General features: G+C 70.9%; 16 protein-coding genes and 1 pseudogene. 9 read left to right on the top strand and 8 right to left on the bottom strand.

Going from position 1 to position 18,134, the window contains the following annotated elements:
- Positions 1-40: 40 nt before the first annotated feature.
- The gene (gcvA, locus tag UAJ10_RS22660) at positions 41-946 is read left to right on the top strand and encodes a transcriptional regulator GcvA (RefSeq protein WP_322917530.1); all 906 of its coding nucleotides are present in this window, start codon (positions 41-43) and stop codon (positions 944-946) included.
- Here gcvA and UAJ10_RS22655 read toward each other — a convergent pair whose 3' ends face one another.
- The 5 genes from UAJ10_RS22655 to UAJ10_RS22635 form a co-directional block, all read right to left on the bottom strand.
- A complete protein-coding gene (locus tag UAJ10_RS22655; protein WP_322917529.1) occupies positions 947-1,744 on the bottom strand; it encodes a crotonase/enoyl-CoA hydratase family protein in 798 nt (265 codons plus the stop codon).
- Between the two features lie 104 nt (positions 1,745-1,848).
- Positions 1,849-2,715 carry a substrate-binding periplasmic protein gene (locus UAJ10_RS22650; protein WP_322917528.1) on the bottom strand — a complete coding sequence of 289 codons (867 nt, stop codon included), beginning with the start codon at positions 2,713-2,715 and terminating at the stop codon, positions 1,849-1,851.
- 52 nt (positions 2,716-2,767) lie between these two features.
- Positions 2,768-5,944 (bottom strand): ligand-binding sensor domain-containing diguanylate cyclase, encoded by a 3,177-nt coding sequence (locus UAJ10_RS22645; protein WP_322917527.1) that lies wholly within the window; start codon positions 5,942-5,944, stop codon positions 2,768-2,770.
- 163 nt (positions 5,945-6,107) lie between these two features.
- Positions 6,108-6,650 carry an FKBP-type peptidyl-prolyl cis-trans isomerase gene (locus UAJ10_RS22640; protein ID WP_322917526.1) on the bottom strand — a complete coding sequence of 181 codons (543 nt, stop codon included), beginning with the start codon at positions 6,648-6,650 and terminating at the stop codon, positions 6,108-6,110.
- Positions 6,651-6,770: 120 nt separating this feature from the next.
- Complete coding sequence (locus tag UAJ10_RS22635) at positions 6,771-7,472, bottom strand: hypothetical protein (protein ID WP_322917525.1); 702 nt, start codon at positions 7,470-7,472, stop codon at positions 6,771-6,773.
- Positions 7,473-7,999: 527 nt separating this feature from the next.
- Between UAJ10_RS22635 and UAJ10_RS22630 the strand changes: the two genes are divergently transcribed.
- The 5 genes from UAJ10_RS22630 to UAJ10_RS22610 all read left to right on the top strand — a co-directional run bounded on the left by UAJ10_RS22630 (position 8,000) and on the right by UAJ10_RS22610 (position 10,972).
- Positions 8,000-8,383 carry a response regulator gene (locus UAJ10_RS22630; RefSeq protein ID WP_004271341.1) on the top strand — a complete coding sequence of 128 codons (384 nt, stop codon included), beginning with the start codon at positions 8,000-8,002 and terminating at the stop codon, positions 8,381-8,383.
- The gene (locus tag UAJ10_RS22625) at positions 8,383-9,228 is read left to right on the top strand and encodes a protein phosphatase CheZ (protein WP_322917524.1); all 846 of its coding nucleotides are present in this window, start codon (positions 8,383-8,385) and stop codon (positions 9,226-9,228) included. Before UAJ10_RS22630 ends, UAJ10_RS22625 begins: the two co-directional genes overlap by 1 nt.
- A gap of 493 nt (positions 9,229-9,721) precedes the next feature.
- Complete coding sequence (locus UAJ10_RS22620) at positions 9,722-10,231, top strand: substrate-binding periplasmic protein (protein WP_416235399.1); 510 nt, start codon at positions 9,722-9,724, stop codon at positions 10,229-10,231.
- A gap of 102 nt (positions 10,232-10,333) precedes the next feature.
- Positions 10,334-10,738 carry a hypothetical protein gene (locus tag UAJ10_RS22615; RefSeq protein ID WP_322917523.1) on the top strand — a complete coding sequence of 135 codons (405 nt, stop codon included), beginning with the start codon at positions 10,334-10,336 and terminating at the stop codon, positions 10,736-10,738.
- Between the two features lie 33 nt (positions 10,739-10,771).
- Positions 10,772-10,972, top strand: a complete 201-nt coding sequence (locus tag UAJ10_RS22610; protein WP_322917522.1) for a helix-turn-helix transcriptional regulator — start codon at positions 10,772-10,774, stop codon at positions 10,970-10,972.
- A gap of 33 nt (positions 10,973-11,005) precedes the next feature.
- Here the strand turns inward: UAJ10_RS22610 and UAJ10_RS22605 are convergent, their stop codons facing one another.
- On the bottom strand, positions 11,006-11,689 hold the full coding sequence (locus UAJ10_RS22605) for a hypothetical protein (RefSeq protein WP_322917521.1): 684 nt from the start codon (positions 11,687-11,689) through the stop codon (positions 11,006-11,008).
- An 88-nt stretch (positions 11,690-11,777) separates the two neighbouring features.
- Positions 11,778-14,021 (bottom strand): tetratricopeptide repeat protein, encoded by a 2,244-nt coding sequence (locus tag UAJ10_RS22600; protein WP_322917520.1) that lies wholly within the window; start codon positions 14,019-14,021, stop codon positions 11,778-11,780.
- 178 nt (positions 14,022-14,199) lie between these two features.
- Between UAJ10_RS22600 and UAJ10_RS22595 the strand changes: the two genes are divergently transcribed.
- A complete protein-coding gene (locus UAJ10_RS22595) occupies positions 14,200-14,541 on the top strand; it encodes a BufA1 family periplasmic bufferin-type metallophore (protein WP_322917519.1) in 342 nt (113 codons plus the stop codon).
- Positions 14,542-14,581: 40 nt separating this feature from the next.
- Here UAJ10_RS22595 and UAJ10_RS22590 read toward each other — a convergent pair whose 3' ends face one another.
- Positions 14,582-16,408, bottom strand: coding sequence for a tetratricopeptide repeat protein (locus UAJ10_RS22590; RefSeq protein ID WP_322917518.1), 1,827 nt, complete (start codon positions 16,406-16,408; stop codon positions 14,582-14,584).
- Positions 16,409-16,692: 284 nt separating this feature from the next.
- Between UAJ10_RS22590 and UAJ10_RS22585 the strand changes: the two are divergent.
- Together UAJ10_RS22585 and UAJ10_RS22580 are read left to right on the top strand one after the other, a co-directional pair.
- Positions 16,693-17,583 (top strand): annotated as a pseudogene (locus UAJ10_RS22585) (chloride channel protein); the annotation flags it as partial.
- Positions 17,538-18,053, top strand: a complete 516-nt coding sequence (locus UAJ10_RS22580) for a chloride channel protein (RefSeq protein ID WP_322919042.1) — start codon at positions 17,538-17,540, stop codon at positions 18,051-18,053. The pseudogene UAJ10_RS22585 and the gene UAJ10_RS22580, both read left to right, overlap by 46 nt.
- The last annotated feature ends 81 nt before the right edge of the window (positions 18,054-18,134 follow it).

The raw sequence follows: 18,134 nt of genomic DNA, 5'->3' as shown, positions 1-18,134 counted from the left end.
GGATGAACTATCCTCATCCGACAATGGATGAGCCGCCGCCATGCCCTACCACCTGCCGCCGCTGAGCACCCTGCGCCCCTTCGAGGCCGCGGGCCGCCATCTCAGCTTCAAGCAGGCGGCGGCGGAATTGAACCTGACGCCCAGTGCCGTCAGCCACGCGCTGCAGACGCTGGAGGATTGGCTGGGCACCCCGCTGTTCATGCGCGGGCACCGCAGCCTGGCCCTGACGCCGGCGGGTGCGGCCTATCTGCCCGAGGTGCGCGGCCTGCTGGAGCGGCTGGCCGTGGCCACGGCCAGCCTGCCGGGCCGCGCACCCAGCGGCCGGCTGGCGGTCAGCGTGGCGCCCACGTTCGGCCTGCGCTGGCTTGTGCCCCGCCTGCCCCGTTTCCGCGACCGGCATGCGGACATCACCCTGACCCTGGACACCAGCCAGCGCCCGGCGGATCTGCTGCGCGACGGTGTCGACGTGGCCATCCGCATGCGCCAGGATGACTGGCGGCCGGACGAAGGCGCCGACTTGTACGCCGCCTGTCTGGTGCGGGAGGCGTTGGTGCCGGTCTGCGCCCCCGCCCTGGCGGCGCGCGTGACGGTCCCCACCGACCTGGAGTCCCTGCCCCTGCTGCACGTCGACAGCGTGACGGAGGAGTGGGCCGCGTGGGCGGCGCTGGCCGGGGTGGAGTCGAACACCCTGACCCGGGGTGCCCGGTTCGACACGGTGCACATGGCGCTGGAGGCCGCGGCCAGCGGCCTGGGCGTGGCCATGGGCCGCCTGCCCCTGGTGGACACCGACTTGGCCACCGGCCGCCTGGTGGCCGTGCTGGGCCCACCCAAGCCCATCCGCACCGGCTATTGGCTGATCACCGGACGGGCTGGCCGCAACCGGCCGGAGGTGGCGGCCTTCCGCGCCTGGATCAAGGCGGAGCTGGCCGCGCCCTCGGGCGTGTAGTCAGGTTCCTGTGTAGACGGCGGGACGGCGGGAGATCCAGGCGTCCAGCCCCTCCTCCAGGTCGTGGCTGGGAACCAGGGCGGCGAAGGCGGCGCTTTCCGCCGCCAGGCCCTCCGCGATCGGCATATTCACCCCGCGCGTCACGGCCGCCAGGATGGCGGCCACCGCGCCGGGCGCGTGGCGGATGATGCGGTGGGCCAGGTCGCGGGCGGCCGGCATCAGCTGATCATGCGGAACCACACGGTTGACCAGGCCCAATTCCAGCGCCCGGTCGGCGGGGAAGCTGTCGCCGGTCAGCAGCAGGTCCAGCGCCCGCTTGCGCCCCGCCAGACGGGGCAGGCGCTGGGTCCCGCCGAAGGTGGGCGGCATGGCCAACTTGATCTCCGGCTTGGCGAAAACGGCGCGGTCGCTGGCCACCGCCAGGGGTGCCGCCTCCGTGATTTCGCAGCCGCCGCCGTAAGCCAAGCCGTTGACGGCGGCGATGATGGGCTTGGAATAAGCCTCGATGCGGCTGGTCAGGGCCTGGCCCCGGCGCACGAAGTCACGCACCGCCACCGCCGCGCCCAGGCGCACGCTGCCGGCGAATTCCGGAATGTCGCCGCCGGCGGAGAAGGCGCGCTCGCCGGCACCCGTCAGGATGACGGCGCGGATCGCATCGTCCCCCTCCATCTCCTCCAGCGCCTTCAACAGGGCGTCAACCAGGGCGTAGCTGAGGGCGTTCAGCTTTTCCGGACGGTTCAGGGTCAGGGTGGCGATGCCATCGTCATCGACGGCGCGCAGCAGGACGGGAGTGGTCATGGGACACCTTTGCAAGGGAAGAGGCGCCACTGTCCCTGTTTCCCCGTGACTCCGACAAACGCGCCTTTCGCATTCTCACATGAGTGCGATTCACCTCAAGGTGATCAGGGCACCGCACCGGCGGGCAGAACCGGCGCGCCCAAATACCGTTCCGCGATTTGGTCGAACACGCCCTCGGCCCGCAGCTCGTCCGCCGCCCGCCGCAGGTTCTGCGCCGCCTTCGTGGAGGCCGCATCGCGGGAGCAGCTGAGCCACCCCTCCATGGCGCCCACCCGCAATTCACTGCCCAGCGTATCGGCCAGACCCAGACGGCTGATCAGCGCCTTCAGCATGACCTCCGCCCCCACCACGCCGTTGACCCGGCCGGCGCGCAGCATGCGCAGGGCGCTTTCCAGAGAAGGGGCCGGCACCACGGGAACGCCCAGCCGGTCCATGAGCCGCGCGACGCTGCCACCGGTGGTGCGGGTGCTGGCCACGGCGCCCAGGGCCTGCACGTCTTCCTGGCTGGCCAACCGGGTGCCGGTGCGGGCCACCACCGCCAACGGCATCTGCAACACCGGCACCAGGGGTACGAAGGCGACGGCGGACGTCCCGTCGCGGCTTGAGCCCTGGGCGCCCGGCAACTGCGTCCCGGACAGACGGCTGTCGGGGGGATGGCTGTCGGACAGGGCGAAGACCACAGTGCCCGCCCGCATCAGCTCATCATACAGGCGCAGCTGCGGCATCACCTCCAGATGGCCGGGCTGGCCGGCGCGGCGCAAGATCGCCCGGGCCATGTCGGGCATGGGGCCGGTCGCCCCATCCCCCTCCCCTTCCGTCCACAGGGGCAGGGCGGACAGCAGGAAGCGCACCGGTCCCGCCTCGGGGCCTGTATCCTCGGGCATGGCCCACGGGGCGGAGGCCCGCCCAGCCACCGCCAGTGCCGCGCCGCCCGATATGGCCCGAATGAACATGCGCCTGTCCAAGCCCATGGCGTGCTCCTCCGGCGTTCCCCGCCCCGTCTTTTTCGCGCCCGCGGGCCGGTCACACTCCGCTCGCGTACTCCACCCGGTTGCGTCCCAGGTGCTTGGCCCGATACAGGGCCTGGTCCGCCCGCTTGATGATTTCCGCCAACGGCGGCACGCCCGCCGACCCGTGGCCGGACGTCGGCCCGACCGAGATGACGCCGAAGCTGCAGGTCACCGTCACGCTCACGCCAAAGGCGTCGACGTGCACGTCCGGTGCCGCCTCAGGCGCCCCATCCTCATGGGCATAGACCACACCAGCTGGCACGTCGCCCCAGGCGATGGGCCCCAAGGCGATGGGGGTGAGGGAGATGGCGCCATGCAGACGGTTCAGCACATCACCACAGTCGTCCCGCCCCAGGCCGGGCAACAGGATCAGGAATTCCTCGCCACCGTAGCGGCCAACGGCATCGTAGCTGCGCACGGCGGCCGACAGCCGGCGCGACACCTCGACCAGCACGGCATCGCCCGCCGGGTGGCCATGGGTGTCGTTGATGCGCTTGAAATGATCGACGTCCGCCAGCACCACGGTCAGCGACGCGTCCTCACGCCGCCGCGCCAGCTCCAACTCCAGCAGGTCCAGGATGGCGCGGCGGTTCCATAGATGGGTCAGGCTGTCGTACATGGCCAGTTGGCGCAGCTGCTCACGCGAGGCTTCCAGCTCGCGTGTCCGCGCCTCCACCAGGATTTCCAAGGTGCGCCGCCGTTCCATGTCGGCATGGGTACGCCAGCGGTAGATGGCGACGCCGACCGCGACCACGGACAGGGCGCAGCCGGCGAAGAACAGCTTGGTCTGCCACCAGGGCGGCCGAATGCTGAAGGGCACCAGGATGGAGGGCGCCATGGCCTGCAACGCCGTGTTGCGGGCCACGATCTCCAGCTCATATGTCCCCGACGGCAGGGCGGAGTAGCGGATTTCCTCCGCCGCCGTCACGTTCCACTCGCTTTCCAGGCCGTTCAGGCGATAGCGGTAGATTTGCCCGCCACGGCTGCGGAAGCTGGGCGTGGTCAGGTGGAAGGTCAGGGGCGCCGTGTCCCATGGCAATTCGAAATTGCCATCCGTGGGCAAGGCCATGCCGTTGCGTTCGATGCCCGTCACCCGGGTCACCAGCGCCGGCCGGTTGAACAGCAGGTCCGGCCGCGTGATATGGGTCAGGCCCTTGCTGGTGCCCACCCATAGGGTCCCGTCATCATCCTCGATCAGGGCGCTCTGGTTGCAGTCGTTCCACACCAGGCCGGTATCGTGGCTGTACTGGCGTAGGGCGCCGGCGTTCCACACCAGCACCCCGCTATCGGTGGACAGCCATATCCAGCCGCGCCGGTCCTCCAGAAGTCCCAGCACCTGGCGGTCGCCCACCAGGTCCTCGGTCACGTCGCCCACAGGCTGCAGCATGCCGGTGCCGGCGCCCGGCGTGTTGCCTGGCGGCTCCTGCACGTGGGCCAGGCGCACGGTCTCCCCGCCCAGCCACAGGCTGCCGTCGCGGGCGCAGGCGATGACGTTGAAGCGGGTGACCGGGGGCACGCCGGTGATGGTCGGCGCCGTCCATTTGCCCCCGCCCAAGCGCAGAAGGCCGGCTTCCGTCGCGAACCACAGGGTGCCGGAGGGCGCCTGGCAGGCGCTGGAAACGGAGCTGTCGGGTGGGATGGGCAGGGCCGTGCCCAGGGGCGCCACCTGGGGATTGGGCCCATCCGGCTTGTCGATGACGTAGAGGCCCTTCTTCCGGGTCATGACCCACAACCGGCCCTGAGCATCGATGAAGACCTGGAAGATCAGGGGCAGGTGGGCCACGACCACGGCCGGCGGGGGCGCCGCCCCGTCCTTACCCTGATCCTGGTAGAACAGCAGGCCGGAGAAGGTGCCGCCCCACAAGCGGCCGGACTTGTCCAACGCCAGGCTGCCGACCTGATGGTTCAGGATGGGCTGACCGCCGGGCGCCGGAATGATGTGCGGGGGGGTATCGCCCCCTTCTTCCAGCCGGGCCAGGCCGCCGTCGGTGCCGATGAGCAGGCGTCCGGCGCCGTCACGGCGGAAGGACCAGACGGACTCATGGATCAGCCCCTGGCGCGCCGTCCAGTTGGCCCAGCTGCGATAACCGACCCAGTGTGTCAGGCCCAGGCCCGCCGAGCCCACCCACAGGTCGCCGTCGTGATCGACCAACAGGGCGCTGACCTCCCGCGCCGGCAGGCCATTGGCGTCGCCCAGCTGCTCCCAGTGGCTGTGCGCCTGTCCGTTGCCCGGGTGTGCCAGGCGCAGCAGACCCTGATCGCCGAAGGTGACGATATTGCGATCCATGTCCTGTAGCAGGGGCAGGAACACCCGAACGTTGGTGCGGGTGGAGGGCAGCGGCAGCTGCGCCGTGAAGCGCCCGTCATCGCCCTGAGCGGCGGCGGGCGCCAGCGCCAGCACCTGGTGCTCACCACGCGCCCACAACGTGCCGTCGACATCGCGCAGCACATTGCCCCAACGATCGGGGGCGACGCCCTGGTCGGGTCCCCATAGCTTCAGCTGGCCTTGACGCACCTCGCACAGCGCCTGGCCGCACCCCAGCCATATGTCGCCGCCGCCCTGTTCGCCCACACCGAACACACGCACGCTCTGGATTCGGTTGAGCGCCGGCTGGGCCGCTTTCTGGTCCGGCGTGAAATAGGGGCGGGCGACCCAGGCGACGGCGGTGGGGTTGGTGCCCGGCGCGGCGTCGGCCCTATGCGCCTCGACCACCAGCAGATCTTCGCGGCCCACCACCAGCAGGTGGCCGGCATCCAACGACGCCAGCTTCTGGCCCTGCCACACCGGCACCGGCCGCCCGTCCTGGGACACCGGGGCGAAGGTCCGGCCATCCCAGCGGTACAGGCCGCCGGTGGTGCCCACCCACAGCACGCCCGACGGGGTCACGTGAATCGCGCTGACATAGGGTTCCTTCAACCCCTCCGCCGGGCCGAAACGCTGGAACTTTCCGCCATCGAAACGATAGAGCCCGTTCTCGGTCCCCACCCAGAGGAAGCCCATGGCGTCCTGCGCCAGGGCGGTGATGGACAAGTTGGCGAGGCCGTCTTCCTGAGTGTAGGAGCGGAAGGCGTATTCCTGCGCCGCCGCCGGCGCCAGCAAGGCGCCGAGCCAGACCAGGGCCCATAGCAGGGCGGCCGCGAACCGGCGCTGCCCTCGCCCCAACCCTATGGCGGTCGTCCCCACGCTCACGACGGCGACTGATCCCAAAACGTTGCCCGTGCCTGTTCCCTAGTACCGGCCGGAATCTCCCCGAACGGCATACGTCCCAAGATGTGACGGGGTTGGGCGCAACAACGCAAGAGTCTTTAGGCGGCGGCCGGCGGGCAAGCCCTGGGGATGATTGCGCCGCCGATCAGCCGGCACCCTTGCTGCGCAGTTCGCCCGGCATGACCTCGAACAACTCGACCTTGAAAATCAGGGTGGCGCCGGCGGGGATGACGCCGTCGCCTGAGCCCTTCTGGCCGTAGCCCATCTCCGCCGGGATGACCATTTCGATCTTGTCGCCGACATGCATGCGCGGGATCACCTCGACCCAGCCCTTCACCACCTTTTCCAGCGACATGACGGCGGTCTCATCCCGCTGGTATGAGCTGTCGAAGACGGTGCCGTCGATCAGCCTGCCCTCGTAATGCACCCGGATGCGGTTGCTGGGGTTGGGCTGCTGGCCGACAGCCGGCTCCTTCTTGCGCAGGAAACGATAGGCGACGCCGTTGGTCGACATCTCCACGCCCGGCTGCTTGGCATAATCCAGGATGAACTGGTGCTGGGCATCGACCTGACCGCCGATCGCGGGGCGGGCGTTCAGCGGCACCTGCGCCTGGGCGGTGCCGGCCGCGAACGGAAGAGCCAGCGTCGCCGCCAGCAGGGTGGAGTAGATAAAGCTGTGCCCGCGCATCAAACCGCTCCTGCGAAGCCGGCCGCCCCTCCCGCCGCCCTTGAGATCAAGGGCGAGCGCCGGACGGGGCCGGTTGTTTTGTCCTGGACGGTGGCTTCCCCCACCCTGCGGGAATAAGGATTACGGCTTGGGCGCATCCCCGCGCAAGCCTTCCGGAACGGGCGCGTCGATTGGGCCGAAGTTCATCATGGTGTAGCCCTTGGGCAGTTCGAAAAGGGCCCCATCCTGCCGGCCGCGCTTCAGGTCGGCCAGGTCCAGACGGATGGTGACGGGACCGTTGCCGTCGTTGGCCGTGCCCTCGACCCGCATGTAGATGCCGTCCGCCGTGGACCAGACCTGACCTTCGAACCCGCCGCCCTGGTCATAAGTGCCGATGACGCGGTAGCGGACCACCGCCTCGCCCCCCAGCGTGTCCCGGCCCAGCGCCTCGGCATCCAGCTGTGACAGGCGGGTCAGGTCGGGGGCCGCCTCGGGATCCTGGGGCGACAGGGGGGCGGCCATGTGCGACTCCGGCTGCAGCACGAAGGCGGTGTCGCGATCGGGACGTACGATGAGGATGGTGCTGAGGCCGCCTTCCCTCATCTCGCGTCGTTCCCGCCCCTGGTCATGGAAGACGCGCAGGTCCTGGCGCACGCCATTGACGGTCAGGGCCTCCACCGCCTGGTAGTCACCGCCCATCCTGGGCAGGCCGCCCACGGGCAGATCCGCCCCGGGCTTGGACGCGGCCGGCTTGGATGCGACCGGTTTGCCGGCTGGCGCCTGCTGGGCCAAGGCGGTGGTGGACAGCAGCAGGGCGGCCAGAAGGGCGGGGAAGCGGCGCATGCGGCGGAAAGCCCTTTCAACGGGAAACGGATGGGCTGGGACCCTAGCGCCCGCGCGGGGGCCAGGCAACGGCCAGCGGCCCTTATACGCCGACGGACAGCGAACCTAGCGATCCGTTGGCGTGGGCCATCGACCGCCCCGAGGGCGGAGCTGAGGCGACGGGAGGCATGACGCCCGGCTGGTCGCCGACACCGCGATCACCGAGGCCTGCGACCGCATCCTGACCTTGGTCCCGGGCCGCTGAGACCGCCCAAGAGTTGCAGGGCGCTCAAGCCCTTGGGGTCGGCTATTGGTGATTCCGGCAAAGAGACAAGCTATCCCGGGGCGATGCTTGACAACCGTTTGGGCGCCTTCCAAAGTGCCGCGCGGCGCCGTTCAGAAGGGACGCGCCGGGAAGTGTTTTCATGTCCCGGAACGGGCAGAACGCCCACCCGGCAGGATTTCCTGACCGGCCACCGGATCGGAGGGGGCACTCTCCCGCGCCCTGTTTCCATCCTCCGCTCAACTTTTGGCACTTGGGGGTTTGCGTGTCCTTGAATATCCAGGTCCTCGTCGTCGACGATTATGCGACGATGCGGCGCATCATCAGGAACCTGCTCACGCAGATCGGCTTCACCAAGATCGACGAGGCCGCCGACGGCGCCGAGGCGTTGGCCAAGCTGCGCGCGTCCACCTTCGGGCTGGTCATCTCTGACTGGAACATGGAGCCGATGACCGGCCTTCAACTCCTGAAGGAAGTGCGCGCGGATGTCCGCCTGAAGGGTACGCCCTTCATCATGGTGACTGCGGAATCCAAGACGGAGAACGTCGTTGCCGCCAAGGAAGCCGGCGTCAACAACTACATCGTGAAACCTTTTAACGCCGACACGCTGAAGAAAAAGATCGAGAGCGTCATCGGCGCGCTGGGGTGATGCCTGTGTCGGATTTCTTTTCCGACCTGTCTGACGAGGAATACGCCCGTATCGAGGACGCGCTGCAGTCCACGGCGCGCGGGCGTGCCTTTCTGCGCATGCGGGACCGCCGGGGCCGCGTCGTCGCCATCGACGACGTGCGCCGCCTGTTGAAGGAAGCCAAGACGGGGGGTGAGGTCGACAGCTCCGGCGCCCACATTCGCATCCTGCGCCGCGAGCTGCAGGAGATGGCGTCGCACATCGCCCAGACGCGGCGCGAGATCGCGGCCCTGAAGCCGGACGACCCCTCGGCCAACCGCATCATGCTGGCGACCGAGGAGTTGGACGCCATCCTGCAGGCGACGGAACACGCCACCACCGAGATCCTGAACGGGGCCGAGCGCATCCAGTCGGTGGCCGACCGCCTGCGCGGCGAGTCGCCGGCCGTGGCCAGCGAACTGGACAACGAGGTCATGGAGATCATGACCGCGTGCAGCTTCCAGGACATCACCGGCCAGCGCATGACCAAGGTCGTGAACACCATGCGCTACATCGAGCGCCGGGTGCACACCATGATCGAAATCTGGGGCCTGGAAACCGAGGCGGCCGAGGCCATCATGGACGACCCGCAGGACGTCCGGCCCGATTCCCACCTGATGCACGGCCCCGCCCTGCGCGGCGGCATCGACCAGAACATGGTCGACGCCCTGATGGACGGCGGCGGCTTCGCCCCGGTGGCCGCCCCCCGCCCCCTCCACCGCCGCCGCCGCCCGCCCCGGTCGCGGCACCGCCGCCGGTGGCGCCCCCACCCCCGCCGCCCAAGCCGGCGAAGGCGCCGGAGCCGCCCAGCAGCGACGGCAAGCTGAGCCAGAGCGCCGTGGACGACATGTTCCCGTAAGACCGCCCCCGGATGCCCCGCATCCGGGGGTTCGCTTTTGCGGCCGGCCACCGATCCGCACTCAAAAATGCTCCCATGAAAGATTGCTGACGGGCCGAGAACCCTGGCGACAGCCCGGCCATCCTTTGCCATCCTGCAAGGGAACGAATGACGCCCCCAACGGTGCGGCCGGTGGACGGTCGGCCCGGGACGGTGGGCCGGATGGGGCAGATGAGGATGACGGCAACCGGTGCGAACGGCACCGCCGCCGGCGTGATCACGCGACGCAGCGTTCTGGGCAGTGCCCTGGGCGGCGCCGCGTTATGGGCCACGGCCGCGCGGCGGACGGGAGCGCAAGCGCCCGGCATCCGCATCGGCGGAAACCCGGCCTGGTTCCCCTACAGCTGGGAAGAGGGTGACCGGCTGCGCGGCTGGGGGCCGACAAGGCGCAGGCCGCCCTGGACCACCTCGGGCTGGCGGCCATGCCCCTGGCGTTCGGCCGGTGGCAGCGGGCGCTGGCGGCGCTGGAGCACGGCCGAGTGGACCTGCTGGTCTCCGCCCTTTGGAACGCGGAGCGGACGGATCGTATGCTCTATACCGCCCCTTATGCCGATGACGACGTGCGCGCCTTCGTGCGCCGCGCGGACGTGGGGCGCTATCGCACCGCCGCCGATTTGTTCGGCCGCGCGGGTGTCGCCCCGTTGGGCAGCGCCTACGGCGCCGAGATGGACGCGCTGGAGACCCGTGGGCTGAACCTGGAACGCAGTGGCACGACGGAGGGCATGCTGCAGCGTGTGCGCTATGGCCGGGCGGACTTTTGCGTCCTGGTGCACCGCAACGGACTGCACCTGCTGGAGACGCTGCATCTGGCGGACGAGCTGGCGCCCCTGCCCTTCGCGCTGGCGCCGGTGCAAATCCGCATGCTGATCCGCCGCGACGGCCCCTTGGCCGATCGGCTGGACGCCCTGAACACCCTGATCACCGCCGCGTGACGCGCCAAGGCAACGACATCGCCATGTCGCGCATACTTGTCTGGGTGCGCGACCTGTCTGTATTCTCCAAGGGATAGCCCCCGTCCGCCCAACGGATCCCCCATGCCCGGCAAACGCTATCTCATCGAATTCGTCGTCGCCCTGCTGGCCTATGGCCTGCTGATGACCCTCGCCCTGATGGCCCTGAACAACGGTTGGGTCCAGGGCGGCACCCGTACCGTGGTGGCCATCACCCCCATGGTGGCCTGCGTCGGCATCTGGTGGGCCGTGGTGCGCCACCTGCGCCGCAGCGGGCCGGAGGAGGGACGGGTGCAGCTGATCGCCATCGGTTTCGCCTTCGCCGGCACGGCCCTGCTGACCTTCACCTATGGTTTCCTGGAGGTCGCGGGCTTCCCGCGCCTGTCCATGTTCATGGTGTGGCCGCTGATGGTGCTGCTGCTGGTCGTCGGCCAGTTCCTGGGCCGATGGCTGCAGATGCCGGAGGGGGACGAGAATGACGAGGAGTGATGCCGCCATCCGCCATCACGAGGGGCCGCCGGCATGAACAACCGCCTGCGTGAGATGCGCGCCCGCTATGGCTGGACCCAGGCGGACCTGGCCCGCCGGCTGGACGTGTCGCGTCAGACGGTCAACGCGCTGGAGACGGGGCGCTACGACCCGTCGCTTCCCCTCGCGTTCAAGATCGGGCGGCTGTTCGGCCTGCCCATCGAGATGATCTTCCGCGACGACGCGACGTCCTGACCGGGCTTTCGGGACTGGGCCCGGGGGACGGGCTCAGGCCAGCGCTTCCGCCACGGCGCGCAGCACGTCCGGATTACGGCACATGGTGACATGGGCGCCGTCCACGGCGACCACCCGGCCTTGCGGTTCCGGCACCCAGCAGCTTTGCCAGGCGACGACCCCGTCGTCGCGGCTGTAGATGGCGGTGGTGGGCATGGGCAGGGGTTGGGATAACCGCCCCGGCTCCAGATCCTCGGGATAATGGCGGGCGATCAGGCGGATCAGAGGTTCCAGGGGCGTGGCCGTGGGCAGGCGCACGGGGCTGCCGATGGTGACCACGCGGCGCACCTGGTCCGGCCTGTGCTGCGCCAGATCGCGGGCCAGCAGGCCGCCCAGGCTGATGCCCACCACATCGATGGTCGCGCCCGTTTCGGCGCAGATCTCATCCAGCCGACGGCGCAGGCCGGCACGTGCCGGCGCGGTCGGCCCCCAGTTGATGCCCAGCCCCCACGTCCGGGGCGCATGGCCGCACCGGCTCAGGAACGTGCGCAAAGGCCGGGTGAAGGGATCGGCGGTCAGGAAGGCGGGTATGACCAGGACGGTGCGGTCGCCGGCCGGCAGGGGCGGCGGCGGCGCGGGACGATAGCTGGGCAGCGACCAGAGCTCGCCCCACAAGCCGCGATACGGCGGGCGGGCCACCGCCCCCGTACGATCGAAAACGTCCGTCAAATCCCGCATCGCCACCTCACCCCTTAAACGATTGGCGGTGAGGCGGACCGGTTCAAGCGCCAGAACGGTACCCTAACCCAAAAGACCGGGCATCAGATCAAGCCAGACCGGAAGCCGTCCCCACATGGGCGGACAGCGCGTCCGCCAGGGCGGCGACCACGCCGGGCCAATCACCGGGGCGGGCCTGGCGGAACAGGGTGGCGGTGGGGTACCAGGGGCTGTCCGTCCGCCGGGTCAGCCAGCGCCATTCCGAGCCCGTGTCCAGCATCAGCCATAGGGGCCGCCCCAAGCCGCCGGCCAAATGGGCCACGGCGGTGTCCAGGGTGATGACCACGTCCACCTGGGCCAGGATGGCCGCGGTGTCGGCGAAGCTGCGCAGACCGTCGCCCATGTCCAGGAAGTCCTCGCGCACCGCCCGGGGCAGATCCACCGTTTCCAGATCCCGGCGGCCGTCGTCCGTCTGTACCGACACCCAGCCCACGCGGCCGGCCAAGCGTGCATCCTTTAGCAGCGGCAGCAGGGGCGCCAGGCGCGGCGCCCGGTGGCGATGATAGGGAAACAGGGTCGAGCCCGCCCAGCTGAGCGCCACGCGCACCGGCGGCAGGGTCTCCAGCACCCCCGCCCAGCGCGCGGCGGCATCGGCCGGCGGCACCAGATAGGGCACCGTGTCCGCCGCCCAACCCAGCCCCGTGCCTGCCAGGGACAGCAAGTCCATGCAGTCCGCCTGCACCCACTGGTGCCCTGGCCAGGGCGGCGGCAGGGGGTCGCGCAGGGCGCCGACGTCCTCCACCAGGTCGGAGGCCGCCAACAGGTCCAGCAGGATGTCCATGCCCCGGAACACCACCCGCATGCCCGCCGCCCGCAGCGGCCGCGCATAGCGGATGAACTGCATCACGTCGCCATGCCCCCGGGTGGCGGTGATGACCAGATGGGTCCCGGACCTCACCACGCCATCCCAAGGGGGCACGTCGGCCAAACCCTGTCCCAGGCCGGGCATATGCCGGCGCCAGGCGAAATGGGGGGCGCCACCCACCACGTCCCCCTGCTGCAGCAGGGCCATGCCCAGCCCCTGGTGCAGCACGGCGATGTTGGCGTCACGCGTGGGCGGATGATGGTCCAGGGCCGTGCGGAAGCAGGATTCCGCCGTCACGGGGTCACCGCGCCGCAGCGCGAGGAAGCCCTGGTTGGCGTGCGCTTCGGCCGAGTGGGGGTCAAGATCCAAGGCGGCGGCCACATGGGCGGCCGCCTCGTCCACGCGGTTGGCATCGATGCAGGCGGCCGCCGCGGTCACGCGCAGATCCGCCCGTTCCGGCGCCGCTTCCACCGCCCGCAGGATGGGTGCCAGCGCGGCGTCGGGGTCATGGGCCGCCAGCAGGGCGATGGCCAGGTCGCGCCAGGCGTCAACCCCGGGCACCGCCGCCGCCCGCGCCTGTGCCACGGCCACCGCGTCGCGCGCCAGGCCACAGGCGCACAGCGCCCGGGCCAGGTTGCCCTGGACGCGGGGGGCGTCGACACCGGCGCCCCCTCCTTGGGCCTGTTCACGCGCCAGATAATCCAGCGCCAGCCGATACGCGGCGGCGGCGGCGAAGCTGTCGCCCTGCGCGAAGCGGGCGTCGCCCAATTGGGCCAGCAGGCTGGCGCGCGCGCCGATGACCGTCAGGGCGTTGTTGATCACCTCCGCCGCCTCGGCCGGCCGGCCCAGCTGATACAGGGCCGCGGCGTGGTTGCTGTGGTGGACCACGACCTGGGGCGCATGCCGCACCGCCGCCGCGAAGTGCGCGACGGCGGCCTCGTCCCGCACCTGCAGCGCCAGCACGCCCAGCATGTTCCAGGCGTCGGCATACGTTTCGTCGGCGGCCAGAGCCTCCCGGCACAGGGCTTCCGCCGCCCCCAGGTCGTCGGTGCGCAGCCGCTGCCGCGCCAGGGCCAGCAGGGCCACGGCATCCCCCTGCGGCGGCGCGGCGGGAACCGCGGGTACGGCGGCCAGTCGCGCCGCGATCTCCGGCACCCAGGGTGTGCCGGGTGCCGCCAGCGCCAGGGCGCGCCGCCAGCTGGCCGCCGCGTCCTCCAGCCGTTCCAGGTCCGCCAGCACCAGGCCCAGGCTGGCGTGAAGGTCTGCCATGGCGTCGAAGCGCGTCAGGGCCTGGCGGATGTGCGCCTCCGCCTCCCTCAGGCGGCCGGTCTGGGCCAGCAGCATGCCCAGCAGGTGGGCGGCGTCGCCCCGCCCAGGATCGCGCGCCAGGGCCTGGCGATAGATGGGCTCCGCCGCCTCGTGCTTGCCGGCCTTGTGCAGCCCCACGGCGTAACGGACCAGGTCATCGGTTTGGAAGGTGTCGGTCATGGGTGGCGGCTTTCCTTCAGGCTTTCCCGTCTTTCGAGACCTGCACGCACGATACTATCCGTTTTGTCGCACGATCCGCGCTAAAGGCTGTTTTGCAAGTATCGCCGCCTGCCCTTATCTTCCCCCTAGCCGGAGGGGCCGATACGGCCGTCACCCGGTCCCAACAGGAGGAAGGCCCATGTCTCAATCCCGTGTTTCGTCCGCCGTCCGGCAGGCCGCCGACGTTCCTGCCACGCCGCAGACGGCCGTGACCGTCGCGGCCGCCCTGGCCGGCGCCCTGGCGCTGGCGGCGTTCGCCGGCCCGGCCCACGCCGCCGACGCCACCGAGAAGTGCTATGGCATCTCCAAGGCTGGGCAGAACAGCTGCGCCAACGCCTCCGGCACCCATTCCTGCGCCGGCCAGTCCACCAAGAATTATGACGGCCAGGACTGGAAGGCCGTGAAGGCCGGCACCTGCGCCAGCATGGGCGGCAAGACCGAGGCCTTCAACGGCACCGGCACGCCGAAGGACGGCAAGTAAGGTTCCGGCGGCGGGGCGGGCCATCCAGGCCGCCCCGCCGCTATTCCGCGACCTGGGCGCGCAACGCCGCCGCCATATCCGCGACCACGCCCGGCCAATCGCCGGGACGCCGCTGCCGGAACAGGCGGGCGGTCGGGTACCAGGGGCTGTCCCCCCGCCCTGAGAACCAGCGCCATTCGCTGCCCGTATCCAGCATCAGCCACAGCGGGCGGCCCAGGGCCCCGGCCAGGTGGGCCACGCCCGTGTCCAGCGCGATGACCAGATCCGCCTGCGCCAGGATAGCGGCGGTATCGGCCAGATTGCGCAACCTATCACCCAAATCCAGGAAGTCCGCCCGGCCGGCCAAGGCGGCGCCCGCCGTGGCCAAGTCGCGCCGCCCGTCGTCCGTCTGCACGCAGACCCAGCCCACGCGGCCCGCCAACGCCGGATCGTCCAGCAGCGGCAGCAGGGGCGCCAGGCGTGGCGCCCGGTGGCGGTGGTAGGCCAGGCGGGTCGACCCCGCCCACACCAGCGCCACGCGGACCGGCGGCAGGCCATCCAGCACCCCGGCCCAGCGCTGGACGGCTTCCGCTGGCGGCGCCAGATAGGGCACGGCATCAGCCGCGAAGCCCAGGGGCGTCGCCGCCAGGGGCAGCAGCGCCAGGCAATCCGCCTGCACCCAGCCGGCATCCGGCGGCAGCGGCTGGGCCAACGGCCCCGCCCCCTCCACCAGGCCGGACGCGGTCAGCAGATCCACCAGCGCGTCCATGCCCCGGAAGATGACCCGCATGCCGGCCTGGCGCAGGAACGGGGCGTACCGGATGAAGTGCATGACGTCGCCCAATCCCTGGGTTGCCGTCACCACCAGCGCGACACCGGGCCGGACCACGCCATCCCACACCGGCACGCCGGCCAGCGCCGGGCCCAACCCCGGGGTGCGGCAGCGCCAGGCGAAATGGGGCGCGCCACCGGCGATGTCGCCCTGGCGCAGCAAGGCCGTGCCCAGGCCCTCATGCAGGGCGGCCAGGGTAAGACCGCCGCCGGCCGGCGTGCCGTCCAGGGCGGCGCGGAAAGCGGCGGCGGCCCCGGCGGGATCGTCACGGCGCAGCGCGATGAAACCGCGATTGGCGTGGGCCTCGGCCATGTCCGGCGCCAAGGCCAGGGCGGCCGCCACCTGCGTCGCCGCCTCATCGATCCGGTTGGCGTCGATCAGCACGGCGGAGGCGACGACGCGCAAATCGGCCCGGTCCGGCGCCAGCGCCACGGCGGCCAGCGCGGGTTCCACCGCCGCGTCCGCCTGGCCGGCGGCCAGCAGGGTATTGGCCAGGTCACGCCAAGTCAGGGCGCCGGGCGCCGCCGTCACCCGTTCCCGCGCCACCGCCACCGCCTCATCCCACCAGCCGCAGGTGGACAGGACACGGGTGAGATTGCCCTGGACCCGCGTCCTCTCCGGGCCAGGCGCGAGGTGATCCAGCCCGGCGCGATAAGCCGTGACGGCGCCGGGGGCATCGCCCTGGGCCATCCGCGCGTCGCCCAGGGCCGCCAGCAACCCGCCCTGGGGGCCCAGCAGGGACAGGGCGCGGCCGAGTGCCGCCGCCGCGTCCGCCGGGCGGCCCATCTGGTGAAGCGCGCCGGCAAGGTTGCGGTGATGTTCCAGCACCCGGGGCGCATGGTGGACGGCCTGGGCGAAGCACTCCGCCGCCGTCGCGTCCCGGTGCCGCAGCAACAGGGCGCCCAGCATGTTCCAGGCGGCGGCGCAGGCGGGGTCCTGGGCGAGCGCGTCGCGGCAAAACGCCTCCGCCCCCGCGCCGTCACCGGCCCCCAGGCGCTCGTGCGCCTGGGCCAGAAGCGCTTGCGCGCGCGCGGCGGCATCCGGCATGTCGGTCATGGGCGATCATGTCCTTGGAGGCAGGAGGGCTTGGAGGCAGAAGGGTCCGTCAATTCGCCGCACCTTACAGCCAGTGGGCGAAATTGGCAGCGGGCGGAATTGGCGGCGGGCCGAATTGGAACCGCCGCGGCAGCCCCCTTGGCCGCAGGCATGATGGGCGCACGGTCCTGCCGTCCCCTGATCAAGGTCAGGATCGGGTCGCCCCCGGCCGGATCATGGTCTAGGGTGCATCGACATTCCCGCCGTTCTTCCACACACAATTTCCCCAGAAGGGGCCCCGTCCCATGGCATTGGCAGCATACCGACGCACCCGCCGCCTGTGGCTTTCACGCGAGGGCTGGCAACGGCGGCTGGTGTTCTGGGGCGGCGGCGTGCTGGTGGGCCTGGCGGCCGTCGTCTTCGCCGCCCTGGCGGACAAGGCGCAGGAACTGTTCGGCGGAGCCATCGCCGGCCGGCCGTGGCTGCCCCTGCTGCTCACCCCTGCGGGGCTGGCGCTGTCGGCCTGGCTGACGCGGGCGTATTTTCCCAACGCCGGCGGCAGCGGCATTCCCCAGGCCATCGCCGCCCGCGAATTGCGCGACCAGCGGGAACGAACCGCCCTGGTCTCCATCCGCCTGGCGGTGGGCAAGATCGTGCTGACCCTGGTGGGGCTGGCGGTCGGCGCGTCCATCGGGCGCGAGGGGCCGACAGTGCAGGTGGGCGCCTCGCTCATGCACCGGGTGGGCGCCACCTTCGGTGGACGCTTCCCCGGACTGCTGCTGGCCGGTGGCGCCGCCGGCGTGGCCGCCGCCTTCAACACGCCCCTGGCCGGCATCGTCTTCGCCATCGAGGAGATGGGGCGCGGCTTCGACATGCGCACCGGCGCCTTGGTGCTGGCCGCCGTGACCGTGGCCGGCGCCGCCCCGCTGGCCATCCAGGGCGACTACCTCTATTTCGGGCAAAGCACGGTCCATATGGCCACCTGGCAGGATTGGGCGCTGGTGCCGCTGTGCGGCGTCATCGGGGGCCTGGCCGGCGGCGCCTTCAGCCGCGTGGTAGTCCGCATGGCCAGGGGTGTCGGCCACTGGCCCGGCCACGCCGGCCGCGCCGGCCGCTGGATCAAGGCCCATCCCGTCCCCTTCGCCGCGCTGTGCGGCCTGGCGCTGGCCCTGCTGGGCCTGACCACCGGCGGCGACACCTATGGCACCGGCTATGCCCAGGCCAAGGCCCTGCTGGAAGCGGCGTCCCATCCGCAAGCCGCCGCCGCCGTCTCCCCCTCTTCGGACCGGCAAAGTGGCTGGCCACGGCCCTGTCCTCAGTCAGCGGCATCCCTGGCGGCATCTTCTCCCCCTCGCTGGCCGTGGGCGCGGGTCTGGGGGCGGAACTGGGGCACCTGCTGCCCGGCGCCAATGCCGAGGTCGCGGTTCTGGTCGGCATGGTCGCCTATTTCGCCGGCGTGGTGCAGGCGCCCATCACCGCCTTCGTCATCGTGCTGGAGATGACGGGCAACCATGCCATGGCGGTGCCCATCATGGCCGGCAGCCTGATCGGCTGCGGTGCTGCCCGCGTGATGGGGGCGGAGGCCGTGTACCACGCGCTGTCCCACGGTTTTCTGGACAGGGCGCACAAGGCCATCGCCGCCCGCGGCCCCTCCGCCGCGCGCTGAACCTGTCGCGTTGGTGCCCGGCGAGGGTCATGCCCGACCAACGGAATATACCGGGTTGGGTGAAGGTCGCCGTATATTGCA

Source organism: Nitrospirillum guaranorum (genome assembly GCF_034653275.1).
Classification (GTDB): domain Bacteria; phylum Pseudomonadota; class Alphaproteobacteria; order Azospirillales; family Azospirillaceae; genus Nitrospirillum.
The sequence above is the reverse complement of the archived record's forward strand: the minus strand, read 5'-3'. Positions and strand labels throughout refer to the sequence as shown.

What these genes read in the sequence shown, in the direction of transcription:
- UAJ10_RS22610 (WP_322917522.1), top strand. Translation starts at nt 10,772, where the DNA reads ATGAACAACCGCCTGCGTGAGATGCGCGCCCGCTATGGCTGGACCCAG.
- UAJ10_RS22590 (WP_322917518.1), bottom strand. Translation starts at nt 16,408, where the DNA reads ATGACCGACATGCCGGATGCCGCCGCGCGCGCGCAAGCGCTTCTGGCC.
- gcvA (WP_322917530.1), top strand. Translation starts at nt 41, where the DNA reads ATGCCCTACCACCTGCCGCCGCTGAGCACCCTGCGCCCCTTCGAGGCC.
- UAJ10_RS22595 (WP_322917519.1), top strand. Translation starts at nt 14,200, where the DNA reads ATGTCTCAATCCCGTGTTTCGTCCGCCGTCCGGCAGGCCGCCGACGTT.
- UAJ10_RS22635 (WP_322917525.1), bottom strand. Translation starts at nt 7,472, where the DNA reads ATGCGCCGCTTCCCCGCCCTTCTGGCCGCCCTGCTGCTGTCCACCACC.
- UAJ10_RS22650 (WP_322917528.1), bottom strand. Translation starts at nt 2,715, where the DNA reads ATGGGCTTGGACAGGCGCATGTTCATTCGGGCCATATCGGGCGGCGCG.
- UAJ10_RS22600 (WP_322917520.1), bottom strand. Translation starts at nt 14,021, where the DNA reads ATGACCGACACCTTCCAAACCGATGACCTGGTCCGTTACGCCGTGGGG.
- UAJ10_RS22605 (WP_322917521.1), bottom strand. Translation starts at nt 11,689, where the DNA reads ATGCGGGATTTGACGGACGTTTTCGATCGTACGGGGGCGGTGGCCCGC.
- UAJ10_RS22655 (WP_322917529.1), bottom strand. Translation starts at nt 1,744, where the DNA reads ATGACCACTCCCGTCCTGCTGCGCGCCGTCGATGACGATGGCATCGCC.
- UAJ10_RS22620 (WP_416235399.1), top strand. Translation starts at nt 9,722, where the DNA reads ATGCCCCTGGCGTTCGGCCGGTGGCAGCGGGCGCTGGCGGCGCTGGAG.
- UAJ10_RS22640 (WP_322917526.1), bottom strand. Translation starts at nt 6,650, where the DNA reads ATGCGCGGGCACAGCTTTATCTACTCCACCCTGCTGGCGGCGACGCTG.
- UAJ10_RS22625 (WP_322917524.1), top strand. Translation starts at nt 8,383, where the DNA reads ATGCCTGTGTCGGATTTCTTTTCCGACCTGTCTGACGAGGAATACGCC.
- UAJ10_RS22615 (WP_322917523.1), top strand. Translation starts at nt 10,334, where the DNA reads ATGCCCGGCAAACGCTATCTCATCGAATTCGTCGTCGCCCTGCTGGCC.